The sequence below is a fragment of the Bradyrhizobium amphicarpaeae genome (assembly GCF_002266435.3).
Taxonomy (GTDB): domain Bacteria; phylum Pseudomonadota; class Alphaproteobacteria; order Rhizobiales; family Xanthobacteraceae; genus Bradyrhizobium; species Bradyrhizobium amphicarpaeae.
This window is the reverse complement of the sequence record NZ_CP029426.2, coordinates 3,626,482-3,652,101: the sequence shown is the minus strand read 5'-3', so window position 1 is coordinate 3,652,101 and position 25,620 is coordinate 3,626,482. Positions and strand designations below refer to the sequence as shown.

The window sequence follows — 25,620 nt, the reverse complement described above, 5'->3', positions numbered from 1 at the left end:
ATCATCTACCGCCCCTTGAAGCGTGGCTTGCGGCGCCCCAGGAACGCGTCGACGCCCTCCTTGTGATCCTCGCTGAAGCTGGCCAGCGCGAACTGGTCGACGTCCATGTGGCTGGCGAGGTCGTCGAGCGCATGCGCGAGCCGGTTGACGGTGAGCTTCGTCATCGCGACCGAGAGCGGCGGCTGGGCTGCGACCTTGCGGGCGAGATCCATGGCGGCCTCGAAGGCATGGCCGGGATCGACCACCTCCTCCACCAGGCGCCACTCATGGGCCTCGTCCGCCGAGATGCGGTGGTCGGCCAGGATGACCGCCTGCTTGGTGCGGGCCGGTCCCATCAGATGCAGCATGCGCGGGATGCTCTGCCAGCTCATGTTCATGCCGAGCCCGATTTCGGGCACGCGCAGATGCGCATCGCGGCCCATGATGCGGAAGTCGAGCGCGACGGCCAGCGCGACGCCGCCCCCCACGCAAAACCCCTCAATCGCCGCGATCGTGATCTGCTCCATCTCCTGCCAGGCATGCGTCAGGCGCGGCCCGAGCTTGAGATGGCGCCGCAGCGTACCGAGGTCCATGTCCTTGCGCGAGCGCCCTTCGGCGTCCTTGAGATCGAAGCCGGCGCTGAACGCGCCCGAGCTGCCGGTCAATACGACGACCGACGTCGCGGAATCGTCCTCGAAGCTGCGCGCCGCCGCGGTCAGCTGCCGCAACGCCTCGGGCGACAGGGCATTGATGCCGTCGCCGCGATCGAATCGCACCACCGCAATCCGGCCCTCGGGCCCGAGGCCCTTTTCGATCTTCACGTAGTCCGTCACCAAAATCTCCCCTCCGCTTTGCCGCGATGCTAGCCTACATCCGGCCTCACGAATATGGGACCCGGTTGCGCCGCGGCGCATACTCGACAGGCCGAGGCTATTGCGCTTAATCTTCGCCACCATGAGCCATGATCACGACCACCATCACCACCACGATCACGACCATTCCGAGCTGTCGGAGACCGAGCTGCGCGTGCGCGCGCTCGAGACGATCCTGACCGAAAAAGGCTATGTCGAGCCGGCCGCGCTCGACGCCATCATCCAGGCCTATGAGACCAGGATCGGCCCGCATAACGGCGCCCGCGTCGTTGCCAAGGCCTGGACCGATCCGGCGTTCAAAAAGGCGCTGCTGGAGGATGGCTCCAAGGCGATCGGCACGCTCGGCCATGTCAGCCGCGTCGGCGACCATCTCGTCGTGGTCGAGAACACGCCGCAGCGTCACAACATGGTCGTGTGCACGCTGTGCTCCTGCTACCCCTGGGAAATGCTGGGGCTGCCGCCGGTCTGGTACAAGGCGGCGCCCTACCGCTCGCGCGCGGTGAAGGACCCGCGCGGCGTGCTCGCCGATTTCGACGTCAGCCTGCCGAAGGACATGGAGATCCGGGTGTGGGATTCCACCGCCGAGACGCGCTTCCTGGTGCTGCCGATGCGCCCCGCCGGCACCGAGGGCTGGAGCGAGGAGCAGCTTGCCGAGCTTGTCACCCGCGACTCCATGATCGGCACCGGCTTTCCCAAGGAGCCGGGAGCTCCGTCATGAACGGCGTGCACGACATGGGCGGCATGGACGGGTTCGGCAAGGTCGAGCCGGAGCCGAACGAGCCGATGTTTCACGCCCATTGGGAAGAGCGTGTGCTGGCGATGGTGCGCGCGATGGGCGCGGCCGGCGCCTTCAACATCGACACCTCGCGCTTCTATCGCGAGACGCTGCCGCCGGAGGTCTATCTCTCGAGCTCCTATTACAAGAAATGGTTTCTCGGTCTCGAGGAGATGCTGATCGAGAAGGGCTACCTGTCGAGGGAGGAAGTCGCTGCCGGCCATGCGATGCAGCCGGCCATGGCGCTCAAGCACGGCAAATTCGATCTCGGCCAGGTCGAGCGCGTGATGGTGCGCGGCAAGTTCGCCCGCCCCGCCCCGGCACCCGCCAGGTTCAACATCGGCGATCGCGTGCGCGCCAGGAACATCCATCCGGCCACGCACACGCGGCTACCGCGCTATGTCCGTGGCCATGTCGGCGTGGTCGAGTTGAACCATGGCTGCCACGTGTTTCCTGATACGGCAGCGATGGAGCGCGGCGAACATCCGCAATGGCTCTACACGGTCGTGTTCGAGGGCCGCGATCTCTGGGGCGAGGACGGTGATCCCACCCTGAAGGTCTCGATCGATGCCTTCGAGCCCTATCTGGATCCGGCGTGATGAGCAGTGCGGCAGCGGCGGTCGCGACGGCGGCCATTCCGAGCATTCCCCGCGATGACGACGGCCCGGTGTTCCGCGCGCCCTGGGAAGCGCACGCGTTTGCGATGGCTTTGACGCTGCACGAACGTGGCGTGTTCACCTGGCCGGAATGGGCCGCCAGTCTCGCGGACGAGATCAAGCGTGCACAGGCGGCTGGCGATCCCGATACCGGCGAGACCTACTACCTGCACTGGCTCGCCACGCTGGAAGGACTGGTTGCACGCAAGGGTGTTGCGTCGATGGAAACGCTGCATCGCTATCGCGATGCCTGGGACCATGCGGCGGACAGGACGCCGCACGGCAAGCCGATCGAGCTCAGGCCGGAGGATTTTGGCTAGCTCTTCGCGATTGTCCACCTCGCAGCCAGCCACTCCGCCGTCATCCTGAGGTGCGAGGCTTGCGATGCATCGCATCGCAAGCTGAAGCCTCGAAGGATGGGCGTCGGGCGCGCCTGCGGCCCATCCTTCGAGGCGCGCACGAGCGCGCACCTCAGGATGACGACGGTGGGCGTCGCCATGCGGCGGACAGGACGCCGCATGGCAAGCCGATCGAGCTGCGGCCAGAGGATTTTGGCTAGCTCTTCGCGATTGTCCACCTCGCAGCCAGCCACTCCGCCGTCATCCTGAGGTGCGAAGCTTGCGATGCATCGCATCGCAAGCTGAAGCCTCGAAGGATGGGGTTCGGGCACGCCTGCGGCCCATCCTTCGAGGCGCGCAAGAGCGCGCACCTCAGGATGACGACGGTGGGCGTAGCCATGCGGCGGACAGCACGCCGCATGGCAAGCCCGATTGAGCTCAGACCGGAGGGTTTTGGCTAGCTCTTCGCGATTGTCCACCTCGCAGCCAGCCACTCCGCCGTCATCCTGAGGTGCGAGGCTTGCGATGCACCGCATCGCAAGGTGAAGCCTCGAAGGATGGGCTTCGGGCGCACCTGCGGCCCATCCTTCGAGGCGCGCAACAGCGCGCACCTCAGGATGACGGCGGTGGGCGTCGCCATGCGGCGGACAGGACGCCGCATGGCAAGCCGATCGAGCTGCGGCCAGAGGATTTTGGCTAGCTCTTCGCGATTGTCCACCACGCAGCCAGCCACTCCGCCGTCATCCTGAGGTGCGAAGCTTACGATGCGCCGCATCGCAAGGTGAAGCCTCGAAGGATGGACTTCGGGCGCGCCTGCGGCCCATCCTTCGAGGCGCGCAAGAGCGCGCACCTCAGGATGACGACGGTGGGCGTAGCCATGCGGCGGACAGGACGCCGCACGGCAAGCCGATCGAGCTCAGGCCGGAGGATTTTGGCTAGCTCTTCGCGATTGTCCACCTCGCAGCCAGCCACTCCGCCGTCATCCTGAGGTGCGAAGCTTGCGATGCGCCGCATCGCAAGGTGAAGCCTCGAAGGATGGACTTCGGGCGCGCCTGCGGCCCATCCTTCGAGGCGCGCAAGAGCGCGCACCTCAGGATGACGACGGTGGGCTTAGCCATGCGGCGGACAGGACGCCGCAAGGCAAGCCGATCGAGCTCAGGCCGGAGGATTTTGGGTAGCTCTTCGCGATTGTCCAGCTCGCAGCCAGCCACTCCGCCGTCATCCTGAGGTGCGAGGCTTGCGATGCGCCGCATCGCAAGGTGAAGCCTCGAAGGATGGACTTCGGGGCGCGCCTGCGGCCCATCCTTCGAGGCGCGCAAGAGCGCGCACCTCAGGATGACGACGGTGGGCGTAGCGCTACCTTCCCGCCACGAACTCCCGCCACCCCTTCGCCCGCAGGCTGCATGCCGGGCACTCGCCGCAGCCGTAGCCCCACGCGTGCTGCGCGCCGCGTTCGCCGAGATAGCAGGTGTGGGAATGCTCGCGGATGAGGTCGACCAGTCCCTCGCCGCCGAGATCCTGCGCGAGCTGCCACGTCGCGGCCTTGTCGATCCACATCAAGGGCGTGTGCAGCTCGAACTTGCGGGCCATGCCGAGGGACAGCGCGGCCTGCATGGCGCGGATGGTTTCGTCGCGGCAATCGGGATAACCGGAGTAATCCGTCTCGCACATGCCGCCGACGATGTGGGTGATGCCGCGCCGGTAAGCCAGTGCCGCGGCGAACGTCAAAAACACCAGGTTGCGGCCGGGCACGAACGTATTCGGCAGGCCGTCGGCGCCCATCGCGATCGCGACATCACGGGTCAGCGCCGTCTCGGACACCGCCGCGAGCGTCGGGATCGACAGCGTGTGGCTCTCGCCGAGCTTTGCCGCCCAATCGGCGCGCAGGCCCTTGATGCCGTCGAACAGACGGTCGCGGCAGTCGAGCTCGACGGCATGGCGCTGGCCGTACTCGAACCCCAGCGTCTCCACGCGCGCGAAGCGGCTCAGCGCCCAGGCGAGGCAGGTGGTGGAATCCTGGCCGCCGGAGAACAGCACCAGGGTGGTTTGTGATGAAGATGCGTCGCTCATGGGCCGCGCTTTAGCATTGCCGAACGTATCAGCCAATCGGTGGAAATCGGCCTGTTCCGGCCCGCCGCGCTGGGAACGGCGGGCCGCTTTTGGCATAAGGTTTTGGAGCCAGGAGAGCGCCCCGCAATGACCCCTTCCCGCGACATTTCCCGCCTGATCGAGATCATGGCGGCGCTGCGCACGCCGGTGACCGGCTGCCCCTGGGACCTCGAGCAGGATTTTGCGACGATCGCGCCCTACACGATCGAGGAGGCCTATGAGGTGGTCGACGCGATCGACCGCGGCGATCTCGATGATCTCAAGGACGAGCTCGGTGACCTCCTGCTCCAGGTCGTGTTCCATGCCCAGATGGCGTCCGAGCAGAACGCTTTCGTGTTCGGCGATGTCGTCGAAGCCATCACGCGAAAAATGATCCGGCGCCATCCCCACGTCTTCGCCGACAAGGACGGCAATCTCGCCTCCTCCCACGTCAAGGAAGTCTGGGACCGCATCAAGGCCGAGGAAAAAGCCGAGCGCGCCGCGCGCCGGCCGCCGGAGGAAACGCCGCCGCACAAATCTTTGCTCGCGGGCGTAAAAGCCGGGCAACCCGCCCTCACCCGCGCGATGGAGCTGCAGCGCAAGGCCTCCACCGTCGGCTTCGATTGGAATGATCCGCACGCGGTGCTGGCCAAGATCCGCGAGGAGGCCGACGAGATCGAGGCCGCGCTCGACCGTGGCGACAAGCAGGAGATCGCGGAGGAGACTGGCGATCTGATGTTCGCGCTGGTCAACCTCGCCCGCCATGTCGATGCCGATCCCGAGGCAGCGCTGCGTGCGACCAATGCAAAATTCGAAAAACGCTTCGCCTATATCGAACGCGCGCTGGAGGCACAGGGCCGGACGCTGGAGCAGGCGTCGCTCGCGGAGATGGACGCGCTGTGGAATGCGGCGAAGGGCGAGACGAAGCCGGTGTCAGGCCGCTAACTCCGCTGCCGTCCCCGCGAAGGCGGGGACCCATACCGCGTGATCTATCCGCAGCACGACGCGGCCAATACCGAGATCATCTACGCCGACAGGCGTGGCACCGCGTCGAACCTGTTCACCACGATATCCCGCTTGGTCTCGTCCACCCGCACGGTCATGTCGAAGCGGCCGTCATGCAGCTCCTTGGCCAGCACCTCGGCATTGCGATGCAACCAGCTGATGCCGGCGCCGTCGGCGGCGTCGATCGAGAGATCGAGCGTGGTGCGCTTTGCCGCGAGCCGCTCCTCGATCGCGGCGAGCAATGCATCGACGCCCTCACCTGACACGGCCGAGACCAGCATCGCGGGATGATCCTCCGGCCGGCGTGCTGCGATGTTCAGGAGCTCTTCGCGCTGCTCGGAACCATAGCGGTCGATCTTGTTCCAGACTTCGATGATGCGGCCTGAGTCATCAGGATTGATGCCGAGCTGGCGCAGCACGGCGTCGACGTCGCTCTGCTGGGCCTCGGCATCTTCATGGGATATGTCGCGCACATGCAGGATGACGTCGGCTTCCAGCACCTCCTCCAGCGTGGCCCGGAAGGCGGCGACGAGCTGGGTCGGCAAATTGGAGATGAAGCCAACGGTGTCCGACAGCATCGCCTTGCCGCCGTGCGGCAGGTTGAGGGCGCGCAAGGTCGGATCGAGTGTCGCGAAAAGCATATCCGCCGCCTGCACGTCGGCACGCGTCAGGCGGTTGAACAGCGTCGACTTGCCGGCATTGGTGTAGCCGACCAGCGCGACGACGCGATACGGCACGCGCTGGCGGCCGGCACGATGCAATCGCCGCGTCGCCTGCACCTTCTTCAGCTCGCCTTCAAGCTTGGAAATGCGCTCCTGGATCAGGCGTCGGTCGGCTTCGATCTGGGTCTCGCCGGGACCGCCCATGAAGCCGAAGCCGCCGCGCTGGCGCTCCAGATGGGTCCATGAGCGCACCAGCCGCGAGCGCTGGTAGTTGAGATGCGCCAGCTCGACCTGGAGCGAGCCCTCCTTGGTCTTGGCGCGGCGGCCGAAGATTTCCAGGATCAACCCGGTGCGGTCGAGCACCTTGGCCTGCAATTCCTTCTCGAGGTTGCGCTGCTGGATCGGCGCCAGCGCGCAATCCATCACCACGAGCTCGACGTCGAGGCTCTTCGCCAGCGCGGCGATCTCTTCGACCTTGCCCTTGCCGATATAGGTCGCGGGGCGGATCTGGCTGATCGGCGCGATGATCGCATCGGCAATGACGAGATCGATCGCGCGCGCAAGGCCGGCGGCTTCATCGAGCCGGGCCTCGGCATTGCGCTGGATGTGACTCTCCGATTGCGCGTCGGCACCGCCTGCGCGCACCCGCAAATAGGGGCCGATGACAAGCACCCGCCCCGTTTGCTTACCCCCCGCCGACCGCGGACGGTCGGCATCCCCGTCGAAATTCCGGGGTTCCAATCAGATCACTCTCAAGCCGGCTGATCCTCGCCGCCTTCGAACAACTGGATCGGCGCACCCGGCATGATGGTCGAGATCGCATGCTTGTAGACGAGCTGCGAATGACCGTCGCGCCGAAGCAGCAAACAGAAATTGTCGAACCAGGTCACGATGCCCTGGAGCTTCACTCCGTTGACCAGAAAGATCGTCAGTGGCGTCTTGGTTTTGCGAACGTGGTTGAGGAAGGTGTCCTGTAGGTTTTGTGCGCGGTCTGCCGCCATTGTTTTTTTCTCGCTTTGAGTTTCTTTTTATTGCGCCGGTTGCGGCCCTCTTTGTGACGTTCGGGGCCTCTCCCGGTTGCCGTTCCTCATGAGATCCCCCTCGGAAGGAACAGCTGTGCGATTAGAGGACAGGTCGGGTTATTAGGCAAGCCGCTTCACGCGGCAGCCTACGCCCAATCGTCCGAAATACGCCGGAAGTCGGTGATTTTCCTCGGTATTCCCACCATGCCGCCGCAGCGCAGTCGAATCAGCCGACGCCGAGCGCCTTGAGCTTCCGATGCAGCGCCGACCGTTCCATGCCAACGAACTCGGCCGTGCGAGAAATATTTCCTGAAAAGCGGCTGATCTGTGCAATCAAATAGTCGCGTTCGAACACTTCGCGGGCCTCGCGCAGCGGCAGGCCCATGATGTGCTCGCCATTGTTGCTGGTCGGCATCGCCGGCACCATCGAACCGACGTCCTGCGGCAACATGTCGGCCGTGATGATGACCTCCGGTCCACCGGCGGCGAGAATCATGACCCGTTCGACGTTGTTGCGGAGCTGGCGCACATTGCCCGGCCAGACATGCGACTGCAGCACCGCCATCGCGTCCTGCCCTATCTGCCGCTTGGGCAGGCCGCTGCCAGCCGAGATCTGCTCCATGAAATAGTCGATCAATTCCGGAATGTCCTCGCGCCGCTCCGACAGCGCAGGCACGCGGATCGGCACCACCGAGAGCCGATGATAGAGGTCCTCGCGGAAATGGCCGGCCGCGATCTCCTCTTCGAGATTGCGCGCGGTCGAGGAGATGATGCGGACGTCGACCTGCATCTTGGCGGTGCCGCCGACGCGCTGGAACGACTGATCCACCAGCACGCGCAGGATCTTGTTCTGGGTCTCGCGCGGCATGTCCGCGATCTCGTCGATGAACAGCGTTCCGCCATGGGCTTCCTCGAGCGCGCCGGGCTTGCGCGCCTGCTCGCCGTTGGACTGCTCCACGCCGAACAGCTCGTGCTCCATGCGGTCGGGCGTGATCGCGGCTGCGTTGATGACGACGAAGGGACCGTCGGAGCGGCCCGAGGCCGTGTGCAGCGTGCGCGCCGTCAATTCCTTGCCGGCGCCGGCGGGACCGACGATCAGGATGCGGCTGTTGGCCTTGGCCGCGCGCTCGATGGTCTGGCGCAGCTGGTTCATGCTCGGCGAACGGCCGACGAGCTGGCTTGCGCTCGGCGCGAGCTGCTTCAGCTCCTTGACCTCGCGCTTGAGCCGCGAGTTCTCCAACGCTCTGGTCGCGACCAGGATCAGCCGGTCGGCCTTGAACGGCTTTTCGATGAAGTCGTAGGCGCCGCGCTTGATGGCGGCGACTGCGGTCTCGATGTTGCCGTGGCCGGAGATCATCACGACCGGCAGGTCGGCATTGTCCTTCTTGACCTGCTCCAGCAACTGCAAGCCGTCGAGCTTCGAGCCCTGTAGCCAGATGTCGAGGAACACCAGATGCGGCCTGCGGTTGCCGATTTCAGCCAGCGCGGAGTCGCTGTCGCGTGCGGTCCTCGTCACAAAACCCTCGTCCTCGAGGATGCCCGCAACGAGATCGCGAATATCGGCTTCGTCATCGACAATCAGAATTTCACTAGCCATGGGTCGCGCCTGTCTTGTCAGCTGCCTGTTGAGGCTTCGATTTTCGTTGAATCATTGGTCTTTTCAGCGGCCTCTTTGGTTTCGGCCGCCGGCTTATTTGTTTCCTGCGCCAAGTCCTTTGTTTTCTGCGTGAGGTCCTTGACAGGAGCGCCGGCCTGCGCGCCGGTTGCGTCCTTGACCGCGACCGCCGGGGCCGGTTCGGCTCCCTCGGACTTCGCGGGTTGGCCGGAGATCGCGAAGCGCATCCGCATCCAGGCGCCGCGCTGGCCCGCGCGGAAGTCGGAAGCATCCTTCAGCTCGATGCGTCCGCCATGGTCTTCCAGCACGCGACCGACGATGGCAAGGCCGAGACCGGTGCCCTTGGCGCGCGTCGTCACATAGGGCTCGAGAAGCCGCGAGCGCGCGACCTTGGGCAGGCCGATACCGTTGTCGATGACGTCGATCAGCACGTCCTCGCCCTGGCGCGACACCACGACGTCGATGCGGCCTTTGCCGAGCTCCTCCGCCGGGACCTGCTCGATCGCCTCGGTGGCGTTCTTGACGATGTTGGTGACCGCCTGCGAGATCAGCCGCCGGTCGAACTGGGCGCGGAGCGGATCGTCTTTGAACTCGGTCTCGATATCGATCTCGGGATGGGCGACCTTCATCAGGAACACCGCCTGTCGCACCGCGTCGGCGACGTCCTCGCCCTCCATCACCGGTTTCGGCATCCGTGCAAAGCGCGAGAACTCGTCGACCATACGGCGGATGTCGTCGACCTGGCGCACGATGGTGTCGGTGCACTGCTCGAAGATCTGCTTATCCTTGGCCTCGGTGATGTCCTTGCCGAACTTTCGGCGAATACGCTCGGCCGAAAGCTGGATCGGCGTCAGCGGGTTCTTGATCTCGTGGGCGATGCGGCGCGCCACGTCGCCCCAGGCGGAGGTGCGCTGCGCCGAAACCAGCTCGGTGATGTCGTCGAGCGTGATGATGTAGCTGTCGTGCGGTTGGTTCTTCTCGGCGCTGACGCGGACCGAGAGATTGCGCTCGGTGCCGTCGCGGGTGATCGTGATCTGGCCCTGCACCAGACGTTGGCTGCCTTCCCGCGCCGCCGTCATCGTCTCGTCGAGCTCTGGCAGCACGTCGGAGAGCGGATGACCGAGCGTCTCCGCCTCGGAGTGCCCGATCAGCTTCTCGGCCGAGCGGTTCAAAATGCCGACGCTGCCGGAGGCGTCGACGCCGATGATGCCGGCACTTGCGGAGGACAGCACCGCTTCGATGAAGCGGCGGCGGCTGTCGATCAGGTCGCTGGCGTTGACGAGCTCATCGCGCTGGCTGCGTAACTCCTGCGTCATCTTGTTGAAGGTCTCACCGAGCTGGGCGAGATCGCCTTCCGACTGGTGCACGGGCACCTGGACATGGAGGTCGCCGGTCGAGACCGTGTGGGCCGCGTTCATCAGCCGCCGGATCGGCGAGACCAGCGAATTGGCGAAGTTGAGGCCGATCAGCACAGAGGCCATCAGGATCGTCAGCGCGATCACGGCGAACATCAGGGCGAAGGCCACCTGGATGCCGAGCCGGCGCGACTCGATCTGGGCGTATTCGGCGACGCTGACCTCGGTCTGCTTGAGCTGATTGACGACGTTCGGATCGAGCGGACGGGCGACATAGAGGAAGGTGTCGCTGAAGGCGCGCAGCCGGATCACCGCGGCCACGAAGCTCGCATCGGGAAGGATGGCGATCTCGGGCTCGGATTCGTTGACGTTGCTGAGGAAGTCGGGCGCGGGCGGCGAATAGGCGAGCCGCATGCCGGTGTCGGCGGACTCCAGGATGTTGGTGTCCTTGTCGATGATCATCGCGCCCGGCAGGTTGCGGGAAGCGGCGCTGGCGCTCAGCATCTCCCGGAACGAGCGGCGATCCTGGTCGTAGAGCGGCCGGGCATGCGCGATGTCGTTGGCCATGCCGAGAATGTCGCCGCGGATCAGCTGCGCATGATCCTGCATATAGGCCCGCGCGATCGTCAGCGAATTCTGGATCACCTCCTTGGTCGGGCCGGAGAACAACCGGTCGAGGCCGCGTTCGATGGTGACGTTGGCGACCACGGCGACCAGCACCGCCGGCAGCACCGCCACGATCGAGAACAGGCTGACGATCTGGACATGGAGCCGCGCCGCCGCCCTGCCCCGCCGCCGCGCCAGGATCAGCTGCCAGAGCTCGCGGATGATGATTCCGACCAGCAGCAGGATCGTGGCCGCGTTGATCAGGTAGATCGAGCGGACCACCGCCGGCGTCGGCTCGATCGTGGTCAGGCCGGTCAGGACCAGGAAGGTCAGGAAGGCCGAGAGCAGCGCCAGCACCACGGCAAAGGGCGCCAGCCAGCGCCGCGCCGACCAACGCCGGGGCTCTTCCGCTGGTGCCGTGTCAAAGTGTGCGGCCGAGGTGTCTGCGCTGGTCATTCCGACAATGGCGATGCTGAAAACGGTCCGCGACGGGCGGGCACTGATGTATTCGTACCACATTGTTGCCGAATTGCGACAATTCCGCGGCGCCTTCGCCGCGACGGACCGGCGCATCCACAGGCGGATTATGGCCGGTCGCTTGGAGAGACCTCATCTGCGGGAACGGATTTCCGCTGCCGGGGCTTGACCCGCATGGACAGGTTCTTCCTCGCGATGATGGCTTCTGCCGTTCTGCTGCTGATCGTGGCTTCCGATCTGCTGGTCAATGGTCCGGTCATGCAGGACCCGACGGCGCAAGTCGCGCGCCTGGTGCCGTCGACCGAGCGCTTGGCCAGGTGATCGGTCGCGGTCTCAGGTGGCCGAATGTCTCAACCTTATGTGACCCCGGAACATTCCGGCCCCGCCCCGACTTTTGCTCACCGCGCCAGCCAAAACGGCCCGCGCGATCCGGACAGGCTCAGCTCCACTCTGGTAGGGGGAGCTGAGCCACCGTCCGCGCAATCGGGTTAGCGTTCGTCGCGGAAGACTAGCCTCCGCTGCGATAAACCTGGATATCGAGATCCCGGATCTTCTTGCGCAGCGTGTTGCGGTTGAGGCCGAGCAGGTCGGCGGCGCGGATCTGGTTGCCGCGGGTGGCGGCGAGCGCAGCCGTAAGCAGCGGCACCTCGATCTCCTTGAGGATGCGGTGATAGAGGCCCGGCGGCGGCACGCCGTTCGGGAAACCCTGGAAGTGCGATGAGAGATAGGCCTCTACCGCGCCGCCGAGATTGTCGACGCCCTGCTGGACCGCCGCACCCGGGCTTACCGAGGGCGGTGCGAGCTCGCCGTCGATGACCGAGGCCGTGATCACATCCTGCGGATAGAGCGCGGCGAGGCGCCGGGCGAGATTTTCCAGTTCGCGCACGTTGCCGGGCCAGCGATGCTGCTTCAGCCGCTCCAGCGCCAGCACGTCGAGCTTCTTGGGCGGCAGCCCGTCCTTCTCGGCCAGCGCGAAGAAGTGACGGATCAGATCCGGCAAATCCTCGATGCGCTCGCGCAGCGGCGGCAGCCGCAGCGGCACGACGTTGAGGCGGAAGAAAAGGTCTTCCCGGAACAGGCCCTGCTGGATCAGGACGCGCAGATCCTTGTTGGACGCCGCGACGATGCGCACGTCGGTCTTGATCGGGGTGCGGCCGCCGACGGTGGTGTATTCGCCCTGCTGCAGCACGCGCAAGAGGCGGGTCTGCGCCTCCATCGGCATGTCGCCGATCTCGTCGAGGAACAGCGTGCCGCCCTCGGCCTGCTCGAACCGGCCGGAGGCGCGGGTGTTGGCCCCGGTAAAGGCGCCGCGTTCATGGCCGAACAGCTCGGATTCGATGAGGTCGCGCGGGATCGCCGCCATGTTGACCGCGACGAACGGGCCGTTGCGACGCTTGCCGTAATCGTGCAGCGCGCGCGCCACCAGCTCCTTGCCGGTGCCGGATTCGCCGGTGATCATCACGGTGAGATCGGTCTGCATCAGCCGCGCCAGCACGCGGTAGATTTCCTGCATCGCCGGCGAACGGCCGACCAGCGGGATCGCCTCCATCTCGGCGTCCTCGTCCGGCGTCGAGACGCGCTCCTTCGGCTCGGCGAGCGCGCGGCCGACGATGGCGATCAGCTCCTTGAGGTCGAACGGCTTCGGCAGATATTCGTAAGCCCCGCGCTCGGAGGCGCGGATCGCCGTCATGAAGGTGTTTTGCGCGCTCATGACGATGACGGGCAGATTCGGCCGCATCTTCTTGATCCGCGGCAGGAGGTCGAAGGCGTTTTCATCCGGCATCACCACGTCGGTGATGACGAGATCGCCCTCCCCCTGGCTGACCCAGCGCCACAGCGTCGCGGCATTGCCGGTCAGCCTGACTTCATACCCGGCCCGGGAAAGTGCCTGGTTGAGAACCGTGCGGATGGCGGTGTCGTCATCAGCGACGAGAATGCTACCTGCGGGCATTGTTAATCCTCATTTTGCCCCCTGAGATGCAGCCGACGACTTCCCGGCAGAGCCGTCGCGACTGCTGTGATCGGCATGTTTCACCGATGTGGAATACATCGGCATCAGCACGCGAAAGGTGGTTTTGCGCGGCTGAGATTCGCATTCGATGATGCCCCCGTGATCGCCGATGATCTTGGCGACCAGCGCGAGACCGAGGCCGGAGCCGGTCTGCTTGGTGGTCACGAAGGGATCGAACAGGTTGGGCAGAAGATCGTCCGGCACGCCTGGTCCATTGTCCCTCACGCAGAATTCGAGCGGCAGGGATACCCGGGATTTTTGACCGGGGACTGACAGGCGCACGCCGGGGCGGAACGCGGTGGTGAGCTGGATCTCGCCGTCGGGAACGTCGATCAGCGCTTCGGCGGCGTTCTTCACCAGATTGAGGAACACCTGGATCAACTGGTCCTGGTTCGCCAGCACCGGCGGCAGCGAGGGATCGTAGTCCTCGATGAAGCGGATGTTGCGGGCAAAGCCGGACTGCGCCAGCCGTTTGACGTGGTCGAGCACCGAATGGATGTTGACGGGGCCGCGCAACACGGGGCGCTCGTCGCCGAACACCTCCATGCGGTCGACCAGCGTCACGATGCGGTCGGCCTCGTCGCAGATCAGGCGCGTCAGCATGCGGTCCTCGGACGAGGCCTGCTGCTCGAGAAGCTGCGCTGCGCCGCGGATGCCCGAGAGCGGATTCTTGATCTCGTGCGCCAGCATCGCAGCCAGCGCGATCACCGAGCGCGCCGCGCTGCGATGGGTGAGCTGGCGGTCCATCTTGTCGGCGATGGAGCGCTCCTGCAGCATCACCACGATATGGCCGGGCCGCTCGGTCAGCGGCGCGACGTGAAGATCGACCTGGCGGTCGCCCCCCATGCGCGGCGTGCCGAGATCGACCTTGTATTCGTTGACCGGCGCGTTCGACGAGCGCACCTGGTCGATCAGCGCCAGCAACGGACTGCCGAACGGCACCAGCTCTTTCAGCGACTGCCGCTTCAAAAACTGCGTCGAAATGTCGAAGAAGGCTTCTGTCGCGATGTTGGCGGCGACGATCTTGCCGTCCGGCCCGATCATGAGCACGGGATTGGGCAAGGCATCCAGGATCGCGTCGCTGTCGGACGGAACCGGCCGACGATGGTCAGCAGCTGAGCTCATGCAGCAGCGCTCCATGCGAAGTCGTCGAAAGCGTCTTGCAGTGACTGGTGGACGCGGCCCGGATCCTCCGACGTGAGGATTTTCTGGCGCCAGCCCTTCAACTTCTCGACCGGCGCGCCGCTCGCCTGCGCGGCGACATCGAGGGCCCAGCCGAGATGCTTGCGGGCATGCCGCAGACCAACGCGCAGGCCATAGAGCGCGCAGACGCCCTCATAGAGCGTGCGGACATAATGCAGCTGGGTTTCCAGCGAGGGCACGGCCTCCTCAGCCCCGCCCTTGAGGCGGCGGCCGATCTGGCCGGGCAGCCAGGGCTGGCCGTTCGCGCCGCGGCCGATCATCACCGCGTCGGCGCCGGAGGCCTCGAGCGCCGCGAGCGCCTTCTCGTAAGTCGTGATGTCGCCATTGACGACGAGCGGAATCGAGACCGCCTCGCGCACGGCACGGATGGCATCCCAATTGGCCTCGCCCTTGTAGAACTGGTTGCGGGTGCGGCCGTGGACCGTCACCAGCTTGACGCCGGCGGCTTCCGCGCGCCGTGCCAGCTCAGGGGCGTTGCGGGTCTGGTCGTCCCAGCCGAGCCGCATCTTCAGCGTCACCGGCACCTCGACCGCCGCGATGGTGGCATCGATCAGGCTGACGGCATGGTCGAGGTCGCGCATCAAGGCCGAGCCGGACTGGCCGCCGGTGACGTGGCGGGCCGGACAGCCCATGTTGATGTCGATGATATCGGCGCCCTCGGCCTCGGCGATCCGGGCGCCCTCGGCCATCCAATGGGGCTCGCAGCCGGCGAGCTGGACCACGTGGGGGCCGATGCCGGTGGCTTCGCAGCGCAACCGGGACATCCGGTGGCCATTGGCAAGTTCATCACTGGCGGTCATTTCGGAGACGACGAGACCGGCCCCAAGCTCGGCGGCCAGCCGGCGGACGGGCGAGTCCGTCACTCCCGACATCGGCGCCAGGAAGACCGGGGTGGCGACGTCAATATCGCCTATTTTCAGCGGCTTAGAGCCGAATACTGCCGAACCGGTCACAGGGGTCTCGTGGACTGGGCAGGGGCCTCATCGCGCCTGCCATGATCTATCTTGCGCACAATTCTTGTGCAGTCAAGCGTCATGCCTACAGTTTAGACAGTTCTGCAAATCTTTCAAGTGCAGTGCAGCAAAATGCTGGCTCCAACAATCCGGGGAAACCCCCTTTTTTTGCGGGCCTGCCGTGCTAGAGGCATGCGGCAATCACCCCACTCCCCGACTCTTTCCATCACCAACTGAGTATTCGAGTCCTATGGCGAAATCACAGCGCACCGCAGTCGTCCTCGTCGCAGCCGGGCGTGGACTGCGTGCAGGCGCCGGTGGTCCGAAGCAATATCGCGAGATCGGCGGCGTGCCCGTGATCTACCGCGCCATGGAGGCCTTCAGCCGCCACGCCGACGTTTTTGCGGTGCAGCCGGTGGTGAACCCCGATGACAGCGCCATGTTCACGGCCGCCGTCGCCGGGCTCGAGCATGAGCCGCCGACCCATGGCGGTGCGACCCGGCAGGCCTCGGTGCTGGCAGGCCTGGAAGCGCTGGTGAAGCACAAGCCCGACATCGTGCTGATCCACGACGCCGCGCGCCCCTTCGTCTCGGAAGGATTGATCTCGCGCGCGATCGAAGCGGCGAGCCGCACCGGCGCCGCGATCCCCGCCATTCCCGTCACCGACACCGTCAAGCTCACCGGCGATGGCGGCAACGTCGAGGGCACGCCGGACCGCGCGCGCCTGCGCATCGCGCAGACGCCGCAATCCTTTCGTTTCGAAATCATTCTCGAAGCGCATCGTCGTGCCGCAAAGGACGGCCGCAGCGATTTCACCGACGATGCCGCGATTGCCGAATGGGCGGGATTGACGGTTGCAACCTTTGAAGGCGATGTTGCCAATATGAAGCTTACCACCCCCGAGGATTTCGTGCGCGAGGAAGCGCGCCTGGCCGCCCAGCTCGGCGACATCAGGACCGGCACCGGTTACGACGTCCACGCCTTCGGCGACGGCGACCACCTCATGCTCTGCGGCGTGCGCGTGCCGCACACAAGGGGTTTTCTTGCCCATTCCGACGGCGATGTCGGCCTCCATGCGCTGGTCGACGCCATCCTCGGCGCGCTCGCCGACGGCGACATCGGCTCGCACTTTCCGCCGAGCGATGCGAAGTGGAAGGGCGCCTCCTCCGACCAATTCCTGAAATACGCCATCGAGCGCGTCGCGGCGCGCGGCGGCCGCATCGCCAATCTCGAGGTCACCATGATCTGCGAGCGACCGAAGATCGGCCCGTTGCGCGATGCCATGCGCGCGCGCATCGCCGAAATCTCCGGCATCGACATCTCCCGCATCGCGGTGAAGGCGACGACCAGCGAACGGCTCGGCTTCACCGGACGCGAGGAAGGCATCGCGGCCACCGCGAGCGCCACCATCCGCCTTCCCTGGAGCGTGTAGGATCATGGGCAGCAGCGACGCACGCGCCCTCTCCCGCTCGCTGCTCGATCTGTGCCGGATGCGCAAGCTGACGATCGCCACGGCTGAATCCTGCACAGGCGGCCTCGTCGCGGGCGCGCTAACCGACATCCCCGGATCGTCCGACGTGATCGACCGTGGCTTCGTCACCTATTCCAATGACGCCAAGCGCGCGATGCTCGGCGTCGAAGCCGGCACGCTTGCCAATTTCGGCGCCGTCAGCAAGGAGACCGCGACCGCGATGGCGATCGGCGCGCTGGAGCGCGCCGGCACCGATCTCGCGGTCGCCATCACCGGCATTGCCGGCCCCGGCGGGGCGACACCCGGCAAGCCGGTCGGTCTCGTGCATTTCGCCGCCGCGGCGCGCGACGGCCGCATCATCCACCGCGAGCACCGGTTCGGTGCGATCGGCCGCAGCGCCGTACGCGCCCGCTCGGTGGTCGAGGCGCTGCGCATGCTGATGGATCTCGCCCGCGGCCCGCAGGCTCAAGCCAAGCCGAAACGCGCCGCCGCAGTCACCCGCCTGCGGCCACGCGTCACCCGCTCGCCGCGCCGGCATGTCGCCAAGCGACGGACCCCGCGCTCGCCGCGCGGCTGAACGCCTCAGGCTGCCGCCAATAGCGCGCTCGCGTGGTCGAGCACACACTGCCTGACCGCCCCGGCCTCCGAGGGTTTAGCCTTCGCGCTGACGGTCAATTCCAGGATCGGCGCCGCGGGATTGCCGACATCGAGGACCTTTGTGACGGAGACGGTCGGCTGCGCCTGACCGTCGATGCGGGAATCGTTGCGTAGCTCCTTGAGGATCCGATCGGCGAGCGCGTTGGCCGCGCCGGCGGGGACTGGAAACGCCACCTTGACCTCGCCAGTGCCGGGATAGACGCTGTGATTGACGATCGCAGCGCCCCACACCTGTCCGTTCGGCAACAGTATCTGCGTGTTGTCGGCCGCGACCAGCTCGGTCATGAACAGCGACAGCGACTTCACCTTGCCGGCCTTGCCGGCGACCTCGACGTCGTCACCGATGCGAAAGGGCCGGAACAGCAGCAGCATCACGCCTGCGGCGAGATTGGAGAGCGTGCCTTGTAGCGCCAGACCGATGGCGAGCGATGTCGCGCCCAGCACGGCGACCAGGCTCGCGGTCTGGATGCCGAACAGCTGAAGCACGGCGATGCCGACCACCGCCAGCACGCCATAACGGACGAGGCTGCCGACGAACAGCGTGACGAGCGGATCGACGCGATGCGTGACGCTCAACAGGCGCGTAACGAAGCGCTGCATGGCGCCGGAGAGATACCAGCCGACGGCGAGCAGCAGGATCGCGTAGATCGCATTCAGTCCGTAGAGAACGAGCGAGGCCTTCAGTGTGTCGAAATTGATGGTCATGGCGGCTCCAAACGGCGATCCGTTGCAAACTCGCTGCGACGCGAATTGATCCCGGTGGGAACACGGTCCGTAAGGCGGATGAGCCGAGCGGAAACCGCCGCATCGCTCGTCGTGGCAAACAGTGGCGGATTACGCCTTCGGCTAATCCGCCCATACTGTCGCGGGGCTGCACGGTTATGCCCAAATTTCCAAAAAGCACGCAAGTTTGTCGAATTCGATCGAAATCGCAACGCAGACGGCGCGACCAAGTGTCTTCGCTCGTGTCCAATCTTGCGCGAGAATATATTGGCGCAATAATGCCGCTCTACGTTGTGATCCGGAATCAACCGGACCAGCCCAGTGGAGGGCGACGAAATTGTTCGCTCGCGCCGCGACGTCAGTCGCCGTGATCATCACCTTGGCCGCCTTTGATGGTGCGGCCGCACAAACGGCGAGCCAGCCGCCTGATACGATGGCGGCACGGGTCGAGGCCTGCACGCCCTGTCACGGCAACAAGGGCGAAGGCACCAGCGACGTCTATTTCCCGCGGCTTGCCGGCAAGCCTGCCGGCTATCTCTACAACCAGCTGCTCGCCTTCCGCAGCGGCCGCCGCAAATACCCGCCGATGAACTACCTGCTGGAGTTTCTGCCTGATCCCTATCTCGAGGCGATGGCAGAGTATTTTGCCGGCGAACATCCGCCGCTGCCGCAGCCGGCGCCGACCGAGGTCAGCAAGGACGTGCTGGCGCAAGGCGAGCTGCTCGCCACCAGCGGCGATGCCGGCCGCAACATTCCGGCCTGCGTCAGCTGCCACGGTCCGGGACTCACGGGCATGCAACCCGGCATCCCCGGCCTGCTGGGCCTGCGCGCCAATTACATCAGCGCCCAGCTCGGCGCGTGGCGTTACGGCACGCGCACGGCGAAGTCGCCCGACTGCATGCAGCAAGTCGCCGGCCATTTGACCGAGGCCGACGTCACCGCTGTCGCGGCCTGGCTCGCGACACGGCCGGCGCCCGCGAACCCGGCCCCCGTACCGAAGGGCACCTACGCGCTGCCGTTCGGCTGCGGCAGCCAGCCCAATTGACGAGGCGGATGATGGGCTTGAAACTGTCGATCGGTCTCCTCGTTCTCGCCGCGTTCACGACGGCCGCGCAGGCGCAGGACAAGACCCCGAACAATGCCAACGACGTCATCGCGCGCGGCGAATATCTGGCGCGAGCCGGCGACTGCACGGCATGCCACACCGCGCCGGAGGGCCGCCTGTTCGCCGGCGGCCGCGCCATGCCGACGCCGTTCGGCACGCTCTACACCTCCAACATCACGCCTGATACGGAGACAGGTATCGGCAAATGGAGCGCCGACGATTTCTACAAGACCATGCACAGCGGCCGTTTCCCGGATGGCGGGCTGATCTATCCGGCGATGCCGTTCGCGTCCTACACCAAGGTCACACGCGCCGACAGCGACGCGATCTACGCCTATCTGCGTGCGATCCCTCCGGTGAGCCAGAAGAACAAGCCCCACGAGCTGCGCTTTCCCTACGACAACCGGCAGCTGATCCTGGGATGGCGCACGCTGTTCTTCAGCGAAGGCGAGTTCAAGCCCGATCCGAAGAAGTCGGCGGAATGGAATCGCGGCGCTTATCTGGTCGAGGGCCTCGGCCATTGCGGCATGTGCCATTCGCCGATCAACGCGCTCGGCGGCACCTCGCAGTCGGATGCCTTCAAGGGCGGCCTGATCCCGATGCAGAACTGGTACGCGCCCTCGCTCACGTCGAACCGCGAGGCCGGGCTCGGCGACTGGAGCATCAAGGACATCACCGACCTGCTGCAGACCGGCGTTTCCATGCGCGGCGTGGTCTACGGCCCGATGGCCGAGGTCGTGCACAACAGCCTGCAATATCTCAACGACGAGGACACGCGCGCAATGGCAGTGTACCTCAAGGGCATCGCCGAGGGGTCGTCGCCGCCGCCGGCAGCTACGGCGCTGCCGACCACCGAGAGTAGCCTGCTGATCAGCCTCGGCAAGACCGTTTACGACAAGCAATGCGCGAGCTGCCACGGCACGCAGGGCGAAGGCAAGCCGCCGCACTGGCCGCCGCTCGCCAACAACCAGTCAATCGAGATGCAGTCGGCGGTCAACCCGATCCGCATGGTGCTCAATGGCGGCTATCCGCCGGGCACCAAGGGCAATCCGATGCCCTACGGCATGCCGCCGTTCGCGGGGCTCCTCTCCGACAACGAGATCGCCGCCGTCGTCTCCTATATCCGCACCGCCTGGGGCAATCGCGGCACGCCGGTCTCTGCGCGCGAGGCCAACGAGCTGCGCTCCGCACCGCTGAACTGAGAGGCCGCATGTTCAACTCCGATCCGCCGACCAGCCCGGCCACAGCCGACCAGGCCGTCGAGGAGGTCGTCGCCCAGGGCCCGTCCGGCGCGATCGTGCTCGCCGGCGTCGCCACCGCCTGCGTGGTCGCGATGTGGTTCGCCTTCTATCTGTTCGTGTTCCTGCCGCGCGGATCGCTGCAATGAGCGCAGAGGAAACGCATCACGCCAGCGCCGAGGTCGCTGCCCGTGTCGAGCGGCGCTGGGCCACCATCGCCGTGGCCATCGTCGTGATGATGGCGGGGCTTGCGGCCTTCGCCGGCATTCATCGCGCGACCATGCCGCAGCCGCGCGTCGAGACCATCGACCCGTCGCGCATTCATCTCTCGGGCGAATTCGTCGAGAGCAATCTCGGCAGCGTGCTCGAGGCCAATGGCACCGTGACCGTGCGCGCGATCGGCCAGCAATATTCCTTCACGCCGGCCTGCATCTTGGTTCCCGCCGACACGCCGATCACGCTGCGGGCCACCAGCGCCGACGTCGTGCATGGCATCCTGATCCAGGCCACCAACGTCAACACCATGCTGGTGCCGGGCTATATCTCCGAGCAGCTGATGCGCTTCACCAGGACCGGCGACTATCTGATGCCCTGCCAGGAGTTTTGCAGCTTCGGCCATGAGGGCATGTGGGGCAAGGTCAAGGTGATCGACAAGGCCGAATTCGCCGATCGGGCGAAGGGTGGCGGGAGGCTGAGCTGTGTTGGTCAATAGGAAGCTCATCCTCGCCCATTTCTGGCTGGCCTTCGCCGTATTCGGCATCGCGCTCACGCTCGGCGCCTGGCAGATGTTCATCCGCAGCCCGATCGGCACCTGGCTGTCCAATCCCGAGCTCTATTACCGCTCGCTGACCGCGCATGGCACGGTGATGGGCTACGTCTTCCCGACGCTGGTGGCGATGGGCTTCGGCTACGCCATCAGTGAAGCCGCACTGCAGCAGCGGCTGGTCGGGGTGCGTTGGGCCTGGACCGGTTTCTGGCTGATCGTCGCCGGCAGCATCATGGCGGTGATCCCGATCGCGCTCGGCCGCGCCTCGGTGCTCTACACGTTCTACCCGCCGCTGATCGGCAACGTCTTCTATTACCTCGGCGTCGTCCTGGTCGTGGTCGGCTCGTGGATCTGGGTCGCGCTGATGTCGGTCAACCTGCGCGTCTGGCGCAAGGCCAATCCCGGCGCCCCGGTGCCGCTCGCCATGTTCGCCAATGTCGCGGGCTCGTATTTGTGGGCCTGGACCGCGGTCGGCGCCGCGCTCGAACTGCTGCTGCAGATCATTCCCGTCGCGGCCGGCGTGAAAAACACCATCGATGCCGGCCTCGCCCGGGTCTTCTTCTCCTGGACACTGCACGCCATCGTCTATTTCTGGCTGATGCCCGCCTACATCGCCTATTACACCATCGTGCCGCGCGCGATCGGCGGCCGGGTCTATTCCGACGGCATGGCGCGGATCTCCTTCATCCTGTTCCTGGTGGTAGCGATGCCGATCGGCATGCACCACACCTTTGCCGACCCGCAGGTCGGCGCCGGCTTCAAGTTCATCCATTCCGCCTTTACGGCGCTGGTGGCGCTGCCGACGCTGCTGACGGTGTTCACGATCTGCGCCTCGGTCGAGATCGCGGCGCGGCTGCGCGGCGGCCGCGGCATGTTCGGCTGGATCAGGGCCCTGCCCTGGGACAACCCGATGATGCTGGCGCTGGCGTTCTCCTTCGTCATGCTCGGCTTCGGCGGCGCCGGCGGCCTCATCAACATGAGCTATCAGCTCGATGCCTCCATCCACAACACGCAGTGGATCACCGGCCATTTCCACCTGATCTTCGGCGGCGCCATCGTGATCATGTATTTCGCGATCGCCTATGATCTGTGGCCGCATCTGACAGGACGCGAGCTGATCGACGTCCGCCTGATCCGCACCCAGCTCTGGCTGTGGTTCATCGGCATGATCGTCACCACCTTCCCGTGGCACTGGGTCGGCATTCTCGGGATGCCACGCCGCATGGCCTATTTCGACTTCGGCGATCCCGCGATCGCGCCGCAGGCCCTTTCCGTCACCCTCTCGGCGATCGGCGGCTTCATCCTGCTGGCGTCGGGCATCATGTTCATCGTCATCCTGGCGCGCGGCATGCGCGCGCCGCAGGTCGATGCCGGGCCCTATCGCTTCGCGCTGGCCGTGCACCAGCCAACGACCGTGCCGGTCGCGCTCAACACCCACGCGCTGTGGGTCGCGTTGATGATCGGTCTCACGCTGACCAATTACGGCTATCCGATCCTGAATCTGGCGCTGAGTTCGGGCACCTCGGTGCCTGCCGTCTATGTGGGAGCGCAGTGATGAGCACGCGCGACCTCTTCACCCTCCGTAACAGCCATTTCAGGATTGGCGTCGGCGTCACCGCCGCGATCCTGATCGTGACCGCGATGGCCGGCTTCATCGTACTACCATTCGCGCAGCCCTGGGTGCAGTTCGCCAATGTCTGGGACGCAATCTGCAGCGCCGCCGGCGTGACGCAGCGCGCGCCCGATGTCACGGCGCCCGAACAGGCAAAACGCCTGTCCGAGGTCGTGCTGACTTCGAACACGCTGGCGCGCCCGAGCCAGGAAGCGATCGGCCGCGGTGCAACGCTGGCGCAGCGCTGCGCGATTTGTCATGGCCCGACCGGCGTCAGCCGTGCGGACTCGCCGAATCTCGCCGGCCAGTATGCGGCCGTGATCTACAAGCAGCTGCACGATTTCCGCTCGGGCGCACGCACCAACGCCGTGATGTCACCGTTCGCGGTCAACCTCACCGACCAGGAGATCGCCGATCTCTCCAACTATTACGCCTATCTGCCGCGGCTGCCGGCCTATCATCCGACGCCGCAACTGCCGAAGCCCAACATCGTGATCTACGGCGCGCCGATGCGCGGCATCGCGCCCTGCGGCGCCTGCCATGGCAGCCTCGACAACAAGACCGGCAGCCCGTGGCTGGAAGGACAGTCGGAGGCCTACATGAAGGCGCAGCTCCACGCCTTCGCCTCCGGCGAGCGCCGCAACGACATCAGCCAGCAGATGCGCAACATCGCGCGCGCAATGACGCCGCAGGAGATCGAGGCGGCCGCGGCGTATTACGCCTCGCAGCCGCCGGATGTGGTGAAGGCGGTGGATTAGGAACGGTCTCGTGCCCCGGACGCAGCGCAGCGCCTCTTCGGCGGTGCGCTGCAGAGCCGGGGCCCATCTCTCCGCATGTTGCCGTGTTGCCTCTGGGTCCCGGCTCTGCGCAGCAACGCTCCGCGTCGCAGCGCGTCCGGGACACGAGAGTTGTGATAACCTACGACGACGCGAGCTTCCGGCCGTAGATCGCATCCGCCCGTTTCTCGAACGCGGTCGAGAACCGCGCGAAGGCGGCGTCGAACATCGAGCCCATCAGCAGCGCCAGCATGCGGCTCTTGAATTCGTAGGCGAGGTAGAAACCGACGTCGCAGACGCCGTTGCCCTGCTCCTGGCCTTTGGGCTCGAACGTCCAGCGATTCTCGAGATTGCTGAACGGACCTTGCAGATATTCGACCAGGATTTTCAGATTGGCGCGGTCGAGGCTCACGCGGCTGGTGAAGGATTCCTTGACCAGCTTGAACGACACCGTCATGTCGGCGACCAGCACCTCGGTGCCGTCGGGCTTGGCTATGCGCTGGCGCACCTTCAACGCGCTGCAGAGCGGCACGAATTCCGGATAGCGCTCGACGTCGGCGACCAGATCGAACATCTCGGAGGCGCTGTGATTGACACGGCGCTTGCTCGAAAATTTGGGCATGGTGACTCAGATGGCGGTTCAGCGGACGGTTGCGGCCCGCGCGGCCTTCAGTTTCGCAAAATCCTCGCCGGCATGATGCGACGAGCGCGTGAGCGGGCTCGCCGACACCATCAGGAAGCCCTTGGTGTAGGCGACCTTTTCGTAGGACGAGAACTCGTCCGGCGGCACGTAGCGCATCACGGCGTGGTGCTTGCGGGTCGGCTGCAGATACTGGCCGATGGTCAGGAAATCGACGTCAGCCGAGCGCAGATCGTCCATCACCTGCTGCACCTCGTGGCGCTCCTCGCCGAGACCGACCATGATGCCGGACTTGGTGAAGATGGTGGGATCGAGCTCCTTGACCCGCTGCAGCAGCCGGATTGAATGGAAGTAGCGCGCGCCCGGCCGCACCGTGAGATAGCGCGACGGCACGGTCTCGAGATTGTGGTTGAAGACGTCGGGCTTGGCGGCAACGACCACCTCGAGCGCCCCCTCCTTGCGGAGAAAATCGGGCGTCAGGATCTCGATCGTGGTCGAGGGGCACGCGGCGCGGATCGCGCGGATGGTCTCGGCAAAGTGCTCGGCGCCGCCGTCGGTGAGATCGTCGCGGTCGACGGAGGTGATGACGACATGGGCAAGCCCGAGCTTGGCCACGGCCTCGGCGACGTTTTTCGGCTCGGCCGCATCGAGCGCATTGGGCAGGCCGGTCTTGACGTTGCAGAAGGCGCAGGCGCGGGTGCAGGTGTCGCCCATGATCATGAAAGTCGCGTGCTTTTTGTCCCAGCACTCGCCGATATTCGGGCAACCCGCCTCCTCGCACACCGTGTGCAGGCCGTTGGCACGCACGATGTTGCGGGTGTCGGCATAGCCGCGGGTGTTGGGCGCGCGAACGCGGATCCAGTCCGGCTTCGGCGGCGAAGCGGAGTCAGGGCGATTCACCTTTTCGGGGTGACGCGGGCGCAGCGGGTTCGCGATGGTATCGACAATAACGACCATGGTCTGTCCGGTCTGTTCAGGTCCTACCTAGTCTGTCTGCCTGCCAGCCGCAACCCGG

The 25,620-nt window shown here is 65.7% G+C and carries 25 protein-coding genes; 13 read left to right on the top strand and 12 right to left on the bottom strand.

The window, feature by feature from the left end:
• Positions 1–5: 5 nt before the first annotated feature.
• On the bottom strand, positions 6–812 hold the full coding sequence (locus CIT40_RS16925) for an enoyl-CoA hydratase/isomerase family protein (RefSeq protein WP_094897143.1): 807 nt from the start codon (positions 810–812) through the stop codon (positions 6–8).
• 121 nt (positions 813–933) lie between these two features.
• Between CIT40_RS16925 and nthA the strand changes: the two genes are divergently transcribed.
• Genes nthA through CIT40_RS16910 form a run of 3 tightly spaced genes read left to right on the top strand, consistent with a single transcriptional unit; the run spans position 934 to position 2,602 of the window.
• Positions 934–1,569, top strand: coding sequence for a nitrile hydratase subunit alpha (gene nthA, locus CIT40_RS16920; protein WP_094897059.1), 636 nt, complete (start codon positions 934–936; stop codon positions 1,567–1,569).
• Complete coding sequence (gene nthB / locus CIT40_RS16915; protein ID WP_094897058.1) at positions 1,566–2,225, top strand: nitrile hydratase subunit beta; 660 nt, start codon at positions 1,566–1,568, stop codon at positions 2,223–2,225. Before nthA ends, nthB begins: the two co-directional genes overlap by 4 nt.
• Entirely contained in the window at positions 2,225–2,602 is a 378-nt protein-coding gene (locus tag CIT40_RS16910; protein ID WP_162307530.1) for a nitrile hydratase accessory protein, read from the top strand. The genes nthB and CIT40_RS16910 overlap by 1 nt, the downstream gene beginning before the upstream one ends.
• 1,374 nt (positions 2,603–3,976) lie before the next feature.
• Here CIT40_RS16910 and queC read toward each other — a convergent pair.
• Complete coding sequence (gene queC, locus CIT40_RS16905) at positions 3,977–4,690, bottom strand: 7-cyano-7-deazaguanine synthase QueC (protein WP_094897052.1); 714 nt, start codon at positions 4,688–4,690, stop codon at positions 3,977–3,979.
• A gap of 126 nt (positions 4,691–4,816) precedes the next feature.
• Between queC and mazG the strand changes: the two genes are divergently transcribed.
• On the top strand, positions 4,817–5,653 hold the full coding sequence (mazG, locus tag CIT40_RS16900) for a nucleoside triphosphate pyrophosphohydrolase (protein WP_094897051.1): 837 nt from the start codon (positions 4,817–4,819) through the stop codon (positions 5,651–5,653).
• A gap of 80 nt (positions 5,654–5,733) precedes the next feature.
• Here the strand turns inward: mazG and hflX are convergent, their stop codons facing one another.
• The 4 genes from hflX to CIT40_RS16880 form a co-directional block, all read right to left on the bottom strand.
• On the bottom strand, positions 5,734–7,116 hold the full coding sequence (hflX, locus tag CIT40_RS16895) for a GTPase HflX (RefSeq protein WP_162307529.1): 1,383 nt from the start codon (positions 7,114–7,116) through the stop codon (positions 5,734–5,736).
• A gap of 11 nt (positions 7,117–7,127) precedes the next feature.
• A complete protein-coding gene (hfq, locus tag CIT40_RS16890; RefSeq protein WP_007591126.1) occupies positions 7,128–7,376 on the bottom strand; it encodes an RNA chaperone Hfq in 249 nt (82 codons plus the stop codon).
• A gap of 247 nt (positions 7,377–7,623) precedes the next feature.
• On the bottom strand, positions 7,624–8,994 hold the full coding sequence (gene ntrX, locus CIT40_RS16885; protein WP_094897047.1) for a nitrogen assimilation response regulator NtrX: 1,371 nt from the start codon (positions 8,992–8,994) through the stop codon (positions 7,624–7,626).
• A gap of 17 nt (positions 8,995–9,011) precedes the next feature.
• Positions 9,012–11,429, bottom strand: a complete 2,418-nt coding sequence (locus CIT40_RS16880) for a sensor histidine kinase (RefSeq protein ID WP_162307528.1) — start codon at positions 11,427–11,429, stop codon at positions 9,012–9,014.
• Between the two features lie 195 nt (positions 11,430–11,624).
• Between CIT40_RS16880 and CIT40_RS16875 the strand changes: the two genes are divergently transcribed.
• Positions 11,625–11,771 carry a hypothetical protein gene (locus CIT40_RS16875; RefSeq protein ID WP_155525996.1) on the top strand — a complete coding sequence of 49 codons (147 nt, stop codon included), beginning with the start codon at positions 11,625–11,627 and terminating at the stop codon, positions 11,769–11,771.
• A gap of 187 nt (positions 11,772–11,958) precedes the next feature.
• Here CIT40_RS16875 and ntrC read toward each other — a convergent pair whose 3' ends face one another.
• The 3 genes from ntrC to dusB are packed head-to-tail and all read right to left on the bottom strand — an operon-like array spanning position 11,959 to position 15,584.
• Positions 11,959–13,401 (bottom strand): nitrogen regulation protein NR(I), encoded by a 1,443-nt coding sequence (ntrC, locus tag CIT40_RS16870; protein ID WP_028144677.1) that lies wholly within the window; start codon positions 13,399–13,401, stop codon positions 11,959–11,961.
• Positions 13,402–13,410: 9 nt separating this feature from the next.
• Positions 13,411–14,586, bottom strand: coding sequence for a two-component system sensor histidine kinase NtrB (locus CIT40_RS16865; RefSeq protein WP_094897141.1), 1,176 nt, complete (start codon positions 14,584–14,586; stop codon positions 13,411–13,413).
• Positions 14,583–15,584 carry a tRNA dihydrouridine synthase DusB gene (dusB, locus tag CIT40_RS16860; protein ID WP_094897138.1) on the bottom strand — a complete coding sequence of 334 codons (1,002 nt, stop codon included), beginning with the start codon at positions 15,582–15,584 and terminating at the stop codon, positions 14,583–14,585. Before dusB ends, CIT40_RS16865 begins: the two co-directional genes overlap by 4 nt.
• Before the next feature lie 283 nt (positions 15,585–15,867).
• Between dusB and CIT40_RS16855 the strand changes: the two genes are divergently transcribed.
• Together CIT40_RS16855 and CIT40_RS16850 are read left to right on the top strand one after the other, a co-directional pair.
• Positions 15,868–17,049, top strand: coding sequence for a bifunctional 2-C-methyl-D-erythritol 4-phosphate cytidylyltransferase/2-C-methyl-D-erythritol 2,4-cyclodiphosphate synthase (locus CIT40_RS16855; protein ID WP_094897044.1), 1,182 nt, complete (start codon positions 15,868–15,870; stop codon positions 17,047–17,049).
• Positions 17,050–17,053: 4 nt separating this feature from the next.
• On the top strand, positions 17,054–17,665 hold the full coding sequence (locus tag CIT40_RS16850; protein WP_094897043.1) for a CinA family protein: 612 nt from the start codon (positions 17,054–17,056) through the stop codon (positions 17,663–17,665).
• Between the two features lie 5 nt (positions 17,666–17,670).
• On the opposite strand, the gene CIT40_RS16845 is transcribed toward CIT40_RS16850, so the two are convergent.
• A complete protein-coding gene (locus tag CIT40_RS16845) occupies positions 17,671–18,450 on the bottom strand; it encodes a mechanosensitive ion channel family protein (protein ID WP_094897042.1) in 780 nt (259 codons plus the stop codon).
• A gap of 355 nt (positions 18,451–18,805) precedes the next feature.
• On the opposite strand from CIT40_RS16845, the gene CIT40_RS16840 reads away from it, so the two are divergent.
• The 6 genes from CIT40_RS16840 to CIT40_RS16815 are packed head-to-tail and all read left to right on the top strand — an operon-like array spanning position 18,806 to position 23,947.
• Positions 18,806–19,513 (top strand): c-type cytochrome, encoded by a 708-nt coding sequence (locus CIT40_RS16840; RefSeq protein WP_094897041.1) that lies wholly within the window; start codon positions 18,806–18,808, stop codon positions 19,511–19,513.
• A gap of 8 nt (positions 19,514–19,521) precedes the next feature.
• Entirely contained in the window at positions 19,522–20,775 is a 1,254-nt protein-coding gene (locus tag CIT40_RS16835) for a c-type cytochrome (RefSeq protein WP_094897040.1), read from the top strand.
• A gap of 8 nt (positions 20,776–20,783) precedes the next feature.
• Complete coding sequence (locus CIT40_RS16830) at positions 20,784–20,960, top strand: hypothetical protein (RefSeq protein WP_167443356.1); 177 nt, start codon at positions 20,784–20,786, stop codon at positions 20,958–20,960.
• Positions 20,957–21,523 carry a cupredoxin domain-containing protein gene (locus CIT40_RS16825; protein ID WP_094897039.1) on the top strand — a complete coding sequence of 189 codons (567 nt, stop codon included), beginning with the start codon at positions 20,957–20,959 and terminating at the stop codon, positions 21,521–21,523. The genes CIT40_RS16830 and CIT40_RS16825 overlap by 4 nt, the downstream gene beginning before the upstream one ends.
• Positions 21,510–23,132: a b(o/a)3-type cytochrome-c oxidase subunit 1 gene (locus CIT40_RS16820; protein ID WP_094897038.1), complete on the top strand. Its 1,623-nt coding sequence runs from the start codon at positions 21,510–21,512 to the stop codon at positions 23,130–23,132. The genes CIT40_RS16825 and CIT40_RS16820 overlap by 14 nt, the downstream gene beginning before the upstream one ends.
• Positions 23,132–23,947: a c-type cytochrome gene (locus CIT40_RS16815; RefSeq protein WP_162307527.1), complete on the top strand. Its 816-nt coding sequence runs from the start codon at positions 23,132–23,134 to the stop codon at positions 23,945–23,947. The genes CIT40_RS16820 and CIT40_RS16815 overlap by 1 nt, the downstream gene beginning before the upstream one ends.
• Before the next feature lie 160 nt (positions 23,948–24,107).
• Here CIT40_RS16815 and CIT40_RS16810 read toward each other — a convergent pair whose 3' ends face one another.
• A complete protein-coding gene (locus tag CIT40_RS16810; RefSeq protein ID WP_094897036.1) occupies positions 24,108–24,587 on the bottom strand; it encodes a type II toxin-antitoxin system RatA family toxin in 480 nt (159 codons plus the stop codon).
• An 18-nt stretch (positions 24,588–24,605) separates the two neighbouring features.
• A complete protein-coding gene (gene lipA, locus CIT40_RS16805) occupies positions 24,606–25,562 on the bottom strand; it encodes a lipoyl synthase (protein WP_094897035.1) in 957 nt (318 codons plus the stop codon).
• Positions 25,563–25,620: the final 58 nt, after the last annotated feature.